This window comes from Streptomyces sp. NPDC059455, from assembly GCF_042750115.1.
Classification (GTDB): Bacteria; Actinomycetota; Actinomycetes; order Streptomycetales; family Streptomycetaceae; genus Streptomyces; species Streptomyces endocoffeicus.
This window is the reverse complement of sequence record NZ_JBHYVB010000302.1, coordinates 1-10,474: the sequence shown is the minus strand read 5'-3', so window position 1 is coordinate 10,474 and position 10,474 is coordinate 1. Positions and strand designations below refer to the sequence as shown.

The window sequence follows — 10,474 nt, the reverse complement described above, 5'->3', positions numbered from 1 at the left end:
GGTTGTTGTTGTGTGTGGCGGGTGTTGGGGGGGGGGGGGGTTTGTGCCCCTCCCGCGTCGCGCGGCCGCGGCGGCGGGGGGGGGGGCGCCCCCCCGCCCGGGCCCCCGCGGCCGGGTGGCTATTTGATGCCCACCAGCATGGAGTAACCGTCCGTCAGTGGTTCGATCCGACTGCCGCTGAACCCCGTCTCCGCCAGCCAGGCCCGCCCGTCGGCGGCCGTGTACTCGAAGCCGGACCGGGTCTCGATGAGCATGTTCAGGCTGGCCAGCAGACCGAAGGTGTTCTCCTTGCGGTCGTCGTCGATGATGGCGTCGTAGACGAGGACCGCTCCCCCGTCCGGCAGCGCGTCGTACGCCTTCTTCAGCAGCAGCCGCTTCTCCTCCAGGCCCCAGCCGTGCAGGATCTGGCCCAGCACGATCACATCCGCGCCGGGCAGGTCATCGGTGAAGAAGTCGCCGCCGTGGAAGGTGAGCCGGTCCTCCAGGCCGAAGGACGCCACGTACTTCTCGAAGACCGGCCGCACCCGGGGGAGCTCGAAGACACCGCCGCTCATATGGGGGTGGCGCTGGGCCACCGCCACCGGGACGCAGCCCACCGCTCCCCCGACGTCCAGCACCGTCCGGTAGTCGGCCCAGGGAAACCGCTCGGCTATCACCATCGCCTTGCCCATGCTGAGCCCGGTCATTCCGTGCAGGAATCGCTCGAGCCCCTCCTGGTCGTGGTAGATGGCGTCGAACACGTCGCCGCCGTGCTTGTGCTCGTTCTGCGGTTTCCCGGTGTGCAGCGCCTCGGTGAGCGATCCCCAGAAGGGATACAGCCGGCTGTTGGCCATCTCCAGGATGCCGCCCGCATAGGTGGCCTTCCTACGGTCGAGAAAGGTGTCGGTGGACGGGCTGTTGCGGTACACGCCCTCGGACCGCTCCAGGAATCCGAGGGCCACCAGCGCGTCCAGGAAGTCGGCGGCGCCGCGCGGGTGCAGTCCGAGCGTCTCGGCCAGGTCAGCGCCGGTGCGGGGACCGTCGGCGAGCCGGGAGAAGAGATCCAGTTCCACCGCGGTGAGCAGCGCCTTCGACGCCATGAAGCCGAGCCCGACCGCAAGAATGGGCTCGGGGCTGATCTCGTGCCGCATAAGGCTCCCTCACTGTTACCGGATCTGCGCTCGCGCCGCACCCGACCGTATTCGGACCTCCTTACGCTACCGTCCCGTTGCCCCCTACACGGGTCGCCGCCGGACGGCCGCGACGGGAGCGACGGGCCCTTGACACCCCGCGTGACAGCGCTTTCTATTCGACGAATGACACCTGGACGACGATCCGTCAGACGCAGCCGACGGCCGCTCGGCCTTCTCGCGGCCGCCGCCCTCGGCGCGGCCACGCTGGTCGCGCACCCCGCCGCCGCACACACCGCACAGACCACGCGGACCGTCCCCGCGCCCAAGGGCACCACCTACTACGTCGACTCCCGCTCCGGGGACGACGGAGCGCCGGGCACCAGCGCCGCCAGCGCCTGGCGCGGCCTCGACCGCGTCGGCCGGACCACCTTCCGGGCCGGGGACCGGATCCTGCTGAAGGCCGGTGGCTCCTGGAAGGGCCAACTGTGGCCGAAGGGCTCGGGCGAGAGAAACCGTCCGATCGTCATCGGCGGCTATGGCACGGGGCCCAAGCCGCGCATCCGCGGGGAGGGCACCGTCGATGACGCGGTGCGGCTGTTCAACCAGGAGTACTGGGAGATCCGCGGTCTGGACGTCAGCAACGAGGCGCCCGCGACCGGGACTCCGGGCGGGAATCTGCGGGATCTGCGCGGTATCCATGTCTCGGGCGACAACGCGCGGCGGCTGGACCACTTCGTCATCGACGGCGTCGATGTCCATGATGTGACCGGTGAGGTCAACTGGATCGGCGGCGATGTCTCCGGCAACGCCCCGGGGGTTCGCTTCAAGACCGGATGGGACCGGTCGAAGCGCACCGGAGGCATCGTGTTCGACACGACCGTCCCCGACCTCACCGCACCGCCGTCCGCCGCGACCGTGCTCCACGACATCGAGGTGCGGAACTCCACGGTGCGCGACACCTCGTTCGCGGGCATCGTCGTCAAGCAGTACACCGGCGACGCGAAGGACGCGAACGGCGCCCCCGTCGCGGTGCCGACCGGCTGGGGCACCCGGACCTCACCCGATGACACCGTCTTCACTCCGCATACGGACATCACGATCCGGAACAACTTCATCTCCCAGGGCGGGACGCGCTACGGCTGCAACGCGATGTACCTGACCAATGTGCGCGGCGCTCTGGTCGACCACAATGTGGTGGACAAGGCGGGGACATCCGGCATCGAGGCGTACTACGCGGACGATGTGGTGATCCAGCGCAATGAGGTGTACCGGACGGAGCAGAAGGCCGGGGGCGCCGACTCCAACGGCATCGACGCCGACAAGGGCACCACGCGGATGCGGATCCAGTACAACTTCGTGCACGACAACGGCGATGGCGTTCTGCTGTGCCAGTTCTCCTTCGGCGATGTCGTGGTGCGGTACAACCTCCTCAGCGGGAATTCCCGGTATCCGCTCTATCTGCACTCCGACCGGGCCGCTTCGGCCGAGGTCTACAACAACACGGTGCACAACCCGGCGAGCCGGTATGTGGTCTACGGCTACGGCTCCTCCCTGAGCGCGCGCTACGACCTGCACGACAACGCCTTCTCCTCGGCGGTCGCCGGCGCGAGCCTGACCACCAGCCCGACCATCCGCTACGCCAACAACTTCTACGGCGGTGCCCCGCTGCCCGTTCCCGCCACCGACCCCACCGCGCGCACGGGCGATCCGCTGCTGGTGAACCCGAAGGTGTCCGGGCCGTACGGCACGGCCGACAGCGGACCGCGGCTGGGCACCGCGCTGGGCTTCGCCCCCCGGCCGGGCTCACCGCTGATGGGCAACGGCACCGTCATCCCGGACAACGGCGGCCGTGACTACCGTGGCGCCCCGCTCTACCGCGGCCGCCCCGATATCGGCGCCGTCGAGGGGCCGCCCGCCGGACGCGCTTGACCTTGTCGCAGCGGCAGGGTTTCTACTGGCCATATGCGCATCGGAGAAATCGCCGCGCTGGTCGGGGTCACATCCCGGACCGTGCGGCACTACCACCACATCGGTCTGCTGCCCGAGCCCCAGCGGCGCGCCAACGGATACCGGTTCTACACCCTCCGGGACGCCGTTCTGCTGGCCCGGATCCGGCGGCTGACCGAGCTCGGGCTCGCCCTGGACGAGGTGCGGGACGTCCTCGCGGACGACGCCGGGCGTGAGCTGGCCGAGGTGCTGGGCGAGCTTGACACCGATCTCGCCCGTCAGGAACACGAGATCCAGCAGCGCCGCAAGGTGCTGGCGGCGCTGCTGGACGGCCCGCTCACACCGGACGCGCCGCTCTCCCCCGCGCTCGTCGAGCTCCTGAAGGTGGCGCCCGCCACCTCCTCGCCGACCGCCGCCAAGGACCGCGAGCACCTGATGCTGCTCGAGGGGATCATCGGCGGGGACGCGGTGTACGCGGCGCTGCGTCCGCTGGCCGAGGACCGCGCCGTGCTCCCGCTGTACGAACGGCTGGACGAACTGGAGGGAGCCACGGCGGACGACCCCCGGATCGGGCCGCTGGCCGATGAGCTGTCCGCCGCCGTACCGAACGAGGTGCTGGCGGCCATCCCGGACGGCGGCCCGACGGCGACCGGCTTCGAGCAGGCGCTGCTGGACGACTACTCGCCCGCCCAGGCCGAGGTGGTGCGCCGGGTGATGGAACGGCTGACCGTCCGACGGGGCGGGACGGCGTCCTGAGCCGGCCGATCGCTCGGGCGGCGGGGTGGGCGAAGGCGTGGCGGAGACCCTGATCCCGCTGGTCGCGCGCCGGCTCCTCCCGCTCGATGCCGGGACAGAGGTGGCACCGGACCGTCAGCGGCGCCGCAGTGACGGGTCGAGCAGCGCGGGCGGAGTGTCGTGCTTCTCGTGCGCGGCGAGGTCGGTGCCGGGGGCCACGATCGCGTCGATCGCGTCGAGCACATCGGCGGAGAGCACGGTGTCGGCGGCGGCGAGCTGTGTGTGCAGATGGTCCAGTGTGCGGGGGCCGATGAGCGCGCTGGTCACGGCGGGATGCGCGGTCACGAATCCGAGCGCGAGCTGGATCATGGTCAGACCGGCCTCGTCGGCGACCTTGGCCAGCCGCTCGACCGCGTCGAGCCTGGCCCGGTTGGCGGGGATGGTGATATCGAAGCGCTCCGGCATCAACGCCGAGCGGCTGGTGGTGATGGACCGGCCCGCGCGGATGGCGCCCGACAGCCAGCCGGAGGCCAGCGGGCTCCACACCAGTACGCCGAGCCCGTACTCCTCGGTGACGGGCAGTACGTCGCGCTCGATTCCGCGCTGCAGGATCGAGTAGCTGGGCTGTTCGGTGACATAGCGGCTCAGGCGGTGCTCGCGGGCGGCCCACTGGGCCTGGACGACGCGGTAGGCGGGGAAGGTCGAGGAGCCGAAGTAGCGGATCTTCCCCGCGCGCCGCAGGTCGGTGAGCGCCGACAGCGTCTCCTCGTCGCTGGTGGCCGGGTCCCATCGGTGGATCTGGTAGAGATCGACGTGGTCGACGCCGAGCCGGCGCAGGCTGTTGTCCAGCTCGGTGACCAGCCAGCGGCGTGAGCCGCCCCGGTGGTTGGGCTCGTCCCCCATGGGCATGCCCGCCTTCGTGGCCAGCACGATGTCGTCGCGACGGCCGACGATGGCCTTGCCGACCATCTCCTCCGACTCACCGGCGCTGTACATGTCGGCGGTGTCGATGAGGTTGATCCCGGCCTCGAGAGCGGCGTCGACGAGGGCGGTGGCCTCGTCCTGGCTGGTGCGCCCGATCCCGCCGAAGTTCATCGCGCCGAGCGCGAGGGAGCTGACCTGCACACCGGTGCGGCCCAAGGTGCGGTACTGCATGACCGTGTTCCTCCACTGCGGGGAAGCGTGGTGGCATTGCGCGGCGGCAATGCGCGGTTTGGCTGCCGGGCCCCTGCTCTGGCATCATAGACAAACGGAACCTGGCTCCGGTAAAGATACGGAACGTTGTTCCGCTTGGCAAGCCCGGCAGTGGAGGGAGCCGCGCGGTGAGCGAAGGCGACAAGGGCGCGGGGCCCTCGGCCCGGTCCAAGCGAGCGGACGCCCGGCGCAATCAGGAGACCCTGCTCGACGCGGCGGCCTCGGCGTTCGTCACCTCGGGCGTGGAGGCGCCGGTGCGCGACATCGCGGCCAAGGCCGGTGTCGGGGTGGGCACGATCTACCGCCACTTCCCGACCCGGGCGGACCTGATCATCGCCGTCTACCGGCACCAGGTCGAGGCCTGTGCCGAGGCCGGTCCGGCCCTGCTGGCGAGCAGTGCGACACCGCATGCCGCACTGGGTCAGTGGATCAATCTCTTTGTCGACTTCCTGGTCACCAAGCACGGCCTCGCCGCCGTACTGCGGTCCGACAACACGAGCTTCGACACGCTGCACTCGTACTTCATCGACCGCCTCCTGCCCGTGTGCACCCAGCTGCTCGACGCGGCGACCGACGCCGGGGAGATCCGACCCGGTCTGAAGGCGTACGAGCTCATGCGCGGCGTCGGGAACCTCTGCATCGGCGCCGAGCACGACCCCGGCTATGACGCACGCCGACTGGTCGCACTCCTCATCGCGGGACTGCGCCAACCCCACTGACGGCGCCCGATTTCTGAGTACGTACCTGAGTATCCGGACGGATGCGGAGCCGACCGCATCCGCCCATTCTTGTCCGCATGAGTGAGACACCGGTCAAGCAGCAGAGCACGGCCGCGTTCTACGGTCAGGCGATCGCCTCCTTCGCCGTCGCCATGGCCGCCACCGCCATCGGCATCTTCCGGCTGAGCGCCGACGCCTGGGTGCGCGGCTTCCTCGCCATCTCCGTGCTCTACCTGGTGACCTCCGCCTTCACCCTGGCCAAGGTGATCCGGGACCGGCAGGAGGCCGGGCAGATCGTCAGCCGGGTCGATCAGGCGCGGGTGGAGAAACTGCTCGCGAACCACGATCCCTTCGAGAAGCTGTAGACCCGACCCGCGCCACCCGGCACTACTCGTCGATGACGAGCCCCTTGGCCTCCAGCACCGCCGCCAGCCGGCTGACCTCGATCACGCTCTTCCCCGCGCGGTAGGCGGCGATGTACGCGTCTTCCGCGTCCACGCGGGCCCGGGACTTGGCTATGACGTCCTTCAGGTCCTCGCGGCGCACCACGACGACGCCATCGGCGTCCGCGCGCACCACATCTCCCGGGCGGACGATCTCGCCGCCGATCAGGACGGGTTCGGCCATCGGGCCGACGGTCTCCTTGACCGTGCCCTTCCTGCTGACGCTGTACGAGAACACCGGGAAGCCCAGCTTCCGCAGCTCCTGTGTGTCGCGGGCGCCGGTGTCGGCGACGAGGCCAGCGAGGCCCTTGGCCACACACGCGTTGGCCAGCACATCGCCGAAGGAGCCCGCCTCGGCGTACTGACCCGCGGAGACCACGATGACATCGCCGGGGCGGGCGTGGGCGATGGCCACCTGGAGCATGATGTTGCGGCGGTGGCCCCGTACAGCATGGGCGCGGCGCTCGCGCTTCCCCTGCTCAGGAGCGTGCGCGAGCGCTACCCCGACATCCTGCTGCACATCAACGAGAACTTCGGCGGGGTCATCAGCGAAGCGCTCATGACCGGCCGGATGGACATGGCCTTCATCTACGGGGCCGGTCCGCTCCGGGGAGTGCAGTTCGAGCCGCTGCGCACCGGGGATCTGTTTCTGATCGCCGCCCCGGGCGCGGATATTCCGGGTGGGGACGGTGAGGTGGCGCTGAAGGAGCTGGTCGACGTCGGTCTGCTGCCGCCCAGCCGTATTCACACCATCCGCCAGGTGGTGGAGGCCGCGTTCCAGCAGGCGTCGCTCCAGCCCCGGGTGATCGGTGAGCTCGAATCGGTCCTGACCCTGGTCAGCGCCGTGGGCGCGGATCTCGGGGCGACGGTGCTGCCCTGGTCGGCGGCGCGCGCCATCCCCGCTGTGCGGAACCTGGAGGTACGGCGGATCGTCGAGCCGGCCATCCAGGTCAAGCTCTCCCTCTGCACCTCCGACCATCAGCCGCTGTCGGAGCCCGCCCATGCCGTGCACGAGCTGATCACCGACTTCGGCTAGCCCGCCCCGCGTTCACCCACCCGGGGGCGGTCCGCTGGTGCCCCGTACCGTCAGCTTGGGGTCCAGCACCGCCTCCCTCGGCTCCGACACGGTGTTCTCCAGTCGCTCCACGGCGAACCGCACCGCGTACTCGGCCATGAGCACCGCGTCCTGGCGGACCGTGGTCAGGCCGATCGGCATCAGATGGGAGAGGTGGCTGTCGTCGTAGCCCACGACCGACAGATCCCGCGGAACCTCGACACCCGCCTGCGCCAGGGTCATCAACAACCCCATCGCACAACGGTCGTTGCCCGCGAGGACCGCCGTCGGCAGGGGCCGGCCGTGGTCGCGTTCGTCCAGCAGCAGCCGGCCCGCGTCGATGCCCGACTGCTCGGTGTGCTCACCCGGGATCACCCGTAGCTCCGACTCCAGACCATGGCGGCGCATCGCGGCCCGGTAGGCGCGGCGGCGCTCGGCCGAACCCGGTCCACGGCCGCCGTCGATGTGCACGATCCCGCGGTGGCCCAGTTCCACGAGGTGCTCCATTGCCTGCCGTACGCCCTTGCCCTCGGCCGTGTGCACACTGTCGACGCGGGCGTGGGGCACCCGGCGGCCGACGGAGACGGCGACCGTGCGGTGTCCCAGTGCGTCGATGTCCACGGGCTGTGCGTCGGTGCCGAGCAGGATCACCGCCTCGCAGCGGTGGCCGAGCAGCGCCTCGACGGCCTTGGCCTCGCCCCGCCCCTGGGCGGTCGCGGAGAGCAGGACGTCGTAGCCGAGCCGCTCGGCCTCGGGGTAGATGCCCTCGACGAGGTCGGCGTGGAAGGGCTGACGCACGGTGAACATCACGCCGAGCGTGCGGCTGCGGCCACGGGCCAGTAGCCGAGCCGCGCTGTCGGGCCGGTAGCCGATCTCGTCGGCGACCCGCAGCACCCGGTCGCGGGTCCGCGGGCTCGCCCCCGGCTGATCGCGGAAGACGATCGAGACCAGTGCCCGGGACACGCCCGCCTTCTCGGCGACGTCCGCCATGGTGGGCCGCTGCCTGCCCGATGTTTCCACCTGTGACCACCCTCCGACGCGGCCCAACCTTACGGGCAGTCGTGAAATCCCCCGGCAACAAGCTATTGACATGACATTCGGACAGCGACCATCGTACTCGACTGGAGCGCGCTAGTAGAGCGCGCTAGTCAACCCCGTTCTCCCCGACCCACCGCCCCGAGGGCCCCGTCCTCCTCCCCCCTCCACAGAAGGACACTCCATGGCAACGGCGCCATCCCCTCTCCGCACCACCGCGGGCAACCTGTGCCTGGGCTCCGCCCCCGACTCCTGGGGCGTCTGGTTCCCCGAGGACGAGCACCAGGTGACGTACACCCGCTTCCTCGACGCGCGGTCCGCGGGTCTCCGGCGGCACCGCGTTCGGGGCACTGCACCGCCCCGACGCCTGGGACCAGATGCTCGCCCACGTGCGCGAGGTGTACCGCGGGACTGGAAGGGCCGGTTCGGCGATGCCTTCGACACCGAGTTCCGCGAGTGGATCGCCTCGGTCGCGGCGGACGCCGAACCCACCGGCCCGTCGTCCTGGGACGGCTACGCCGCCACCGTCATCACCGACGCCGCCGTCCAGTCCCTGGAGGCGGGCGGCCAGATCATCACCGTCGACATCAAGCCCCGACCCGCGTTCTACGGAGCCGCCTCGTGAAGATCGCACTCGACCCCTATATGCTCCGCGCGCTGCCGCTCGACGAGATGGTGCGCACGGTCGCCGAACTCGGCTACGAATACATCGAGTTGTCCCCGCGCGACGACTTCATGCCGTTCTTCCGCCACCCGCGGGCGGACGACGCGCGCGTCGCGGAGCTGAAGCGGGCCCTGCGCACGCACGGTGTCCAGCTCTCCTCCGTGCTGCCGCTGTACAAGTGGTCCTCACCCGATGAGACCGAGCGGCAGACCGCGGTCCGCTACTGGAAGCGGATGATCGAGATCACCGCCGACCTCGAATGCCCGCTGATGAACTCGGAGTTCAACGGCCGCCCCGAGCGCGCCGCCGAGAGCGAGGCCGCCTTCTGGCGCTCACTGGAGGAGCTGCTGCCGCTCTTCGAACGCGAGGGCATCGCCCTCAACCTCGAGGCCCACCCGGACGACTTCTGCGAGGAGAACACCCCCGCGGTCGACCTGGTCCGCGCCATCAACAAGCCCTGGGTGAACTACCTCTACTGCGCTCCGCACACCTTCCACCTCTCCGGCGCCGAGCCGACGGCGGACATCGCGGCGATGATGGCTTACGCGGGCGACAAGCTCCAGCATGTGCATATCGCGGACTCCTTCAACCACAAGGGTTCCTCCGGGCTGCGTTACATCCTCAACCCGCCCGGCACCCCCGCCCGCATCCATCAGCACCTGGACATCGGCCAGGGCGAGGTCGACTGGGACACCTTCTTCGGCACCCTCCGCGAGCAGAACTTCGACGGTGTCGCCACCTCCTGCGTCTTCGCCTGGGAGGAACGGGCCAGGGAGTCCTCCGCCTTCATGCTGAACCGCATCCGCAAGGAACTCGCGGCGTAAGTCACGGCGGCCGGGCGCAAGAATCCCGTCAAAGGTGGTGAGGGCGGCGTATGAGGAGCGTCAGGGTGCGTTCCACCCGCCCTGTGCCCGGCCTAGCGTGCCCGTATGGAACGGGTGATGGGCCCCGTCCGGACGCCCCGCCGACGGGGTGCGGACGCGCGGTGGGCGGTGTGGCTCGCGCTGGCGTTCGCCGGGGTGACGACGGTGCTCGACTGGGCCTCGGGCGGGCTCACCGTGGCACGGGCCGATCTGTGGGCCCTGCTCGCGGTGGCGGTGTTCACGGTGCTGCGGCCACCGCGGGTGACGGCGGGCGGTGGCTGGCTGACGGTACGGGGCCTCGTACGCGTCCGCCGGGTGCGCATCGACGCCCTGGTCGGGGTGTGGCGGGACGGCCGGATCGCCACTCGTCTGCTTCTGTGGGACGTCCACGGCCACCGGGTGACGCTCGACCTGGGCGTCCTGGTCGCGGATCCGCTGCTGTGGCACGAGCTGGACACCGGTGCCCGGCGCTCCCTCGAGGCGGGTACGTTGCGGCACGGCACGGAGGTCCTGCGGCTGCTGGGCCGGAATCTGGATGACACGGCCACCCGGGGGATCCTCGGCGCCTCCGGCCTGGGATAGACGGGCGGGTCAGCCGCGCAGCGCCCGCAGATGGGCGCTGCGGACGTCCGCGGTCTGACCCGGCCCCACCAGGCACAGGCCCGACCGGGCCCGCCGCGGGGCGGGGGTGCCGAGGGCGCATGCCCC

11 protein-coding genes and 2 pseudogenes are annotated in these 10,474 nt (G+C 70.5%); 9 read left to right on the top strand and 4 right to left on the bottom strand.

The window, feature by feature from the left end:
• Nucleotides 1-119: 119 nt before the first annotated feature.
• On the bottom strand, nucleotides 120-1,130 hold the full coding sequence (locus ACFXB5_RS49960; protein WP_385221814.1) for a methyltransferase: 1,011 nt from the start codon (nucleotides 1,128-1,130) through the stop codon (nucleotides 120-122).
• A 165-nt stretch (nucleotides 1,131-1,295) separates the two neighbouring features.
• On the opposite strand from ACFXB5_RS49960, the gene ACFXB5_RS49955 reads away from it, so the two are divergent.
• Entirely contained in the window at nucleotides 1,296-3,041 is a 1,746-nt protein-coding gene (locus ACFXB5_RS49955) for a right-handed parallel beta-helix repeat-containing protein (protein WP_385221811.1), read from the top strand.
• A 33-nt stretch (nucleotides 3,042-3,074) separates the two neighbouring features.
• The gene (locus ACFXB5_RS49950; RefSeq protein ID WP_385221808.1) at nucleotides 3,075-3,815 is read left to right on the top strand and encodes a MerR family transcriptional regulator; all 741 of its coding nucleotides are present in this window, start codon (nucleotides 3,075-3,077) and stop codon (nucleotides 3,813-3,815) included.
• Between the two features lie 114 nt (nucleotides 3,816-3,929).
• On the opposite strand, the gene ACFXB5_RS49945 is transcribed toward ACFXB5_RS49950, so the two are convergent.
• Nucleotides 3,930-4,949 carry an aldo/keto reductase gene (locus ACFXB5_RS49945; RefSeq protein ID WP_385221806.1) on the bottom strand — a complete coding sequence of 340 codons (1,020 nt, stop codon included), beginning with the start codon at nucleotides 4,947-4,949 and terminating at the stop codon, nucleotides 3,930-3,932.
• A gap of 167 nt (nucleotides 4,950-5,116) precedes the next feature.
• On the opposite strand from ACFXB5_RS49945, the gene ACFXB5_RS49940 reads away from it, so the two are divergent.
• Together ACFXB5_RS49940 and ACFXB5_RS49935 are read left to right on the top strand one after the other, a co-directional pair.
• On the top strand, nucleotides 5,117-5,707 hold the full coding sequence (locus ACFXB5_RS49940) for a TetR/AcrR family transcriptional regulator (protein WP_385221803.1): 591 nt from the start codon (nucleotides 5,117-5,119) through the stop codon (nucleotides 5,705-5,707).
• Between the two features lie 77 nt (nucleotides 5,708-5,784).
• Nucleotides 5,785-6,072, top strand: a complete 288-nt coding sequence (locus ACFXB5_RS49935; protein WP_256648366.1) for a YiaA/YiaB family inner membrane protein — start codon at nucleotides 5,785-5,787, stop codon at nucleotides 6,070-6,072.
• 22 nt (nucleotides 6,073-6,094) lie between these two features.
• Here the strand turns inward: ACFXB5_RS49935 and ACFXB5_RS49930 are convergent, their stop codons facing one another.
• Nucleotides 6,095-6,565, bottom strand: a complete 471-nt coding sequence (locus ACFXB5_RS49930) for an RraA family protein (RefSeq protein ID WP_385221800.1) — start codon at nucleotides 6,563-6,565, stop codon at nucleotides 6,095-6,097.
• A gap of 21 nt (nucleotides 6,566-6,586) precedes the next feature.
• Between ACFXB5_RS49930 and ACFXB5_RS49925 the strand changes: the two genes are divergently transcribed.
• Nucleotides 6,587-7,186 (top strand): LysR substrate-binding domain-containing protein, encoded by a 600-nt coding sequence (locus ACFXB5_RS49925; RefSeq protein ID WP_385221798.1) that lies wholly within the window; start codon nucleotides 6,587-6,589, stop codon nucleotides 7,184-7,186.
• Between the two features lie 12 nt (nucleotides 7,187-7,198).
• Here ACFXB5_RS49925 and ACFXB5_RS49920 read toward each other — a convergent pair whose 3' ends face one another.
• Nucleotides 7,199-8,194, bottom strand: coding sequence for a LacI family DNA-binding transcriptional regulator (locus tag ACFXB5_RS49920; protein ID WP_385221817.1), 996 nt, complete (start codon nucleotides 8,192-8,194; stop codon nucleotides 7,199-7,201).
• 229 nt (nucleotides 8,195-8,423) lie between these two features.
• Between ACFXB5_RS49920 and ACFXB5_RS49915 the strand changes: the two are divergent.
• From ACFXB5_RS49915 to ACFXB5_RS49900, 4 genes and pseudogenes are all read left to right on the top strand, one after another.
• Nucleotides 8,424-8,667, top strand: a pseudogene (locus ACFXB5_RS49915) (2-keto-myo-inositol dehydratase); the annotation flags it as partial.
• Nucleotides 8,640-8,864: pseudogene (locus tag ACFXB5_RS49910) on the top strand (inositol 2-dehydrogenase); the annotation flags it as partial. The pseudogenes ACFXB5_RS49915 and ACFXB5_RS49910, both read left to right, overlap by 28 nt.
• A complete protein-coding gene (locus ACFXB5_RS49905) occupies nucleotides 8,861-9,727 on the top strand; it encodes a sugar phosphate isomerase/epimerase family protein (protein WP_385221795.1) in 867 nt (288 codons plus the stop codon). The pseudogene ACFXB5_RS49910 and the gene ACFXB5_RS49905, both read left to right, overlap by 4 nt.
• A gap of 105 nt (nucleotides 9,728-9,832) precedes the next feature.
• Entirely contained in the window at nucleotides 9,833-10,348 is a 516-nt protein-coding gene (locus ACFXB5_RS49900) for a hypothetical protein (protein ID WP_385221792.1), read from the top strand.
• Nucleotides 10,349-10,474 lie beyond the last annotated feature (126 nt).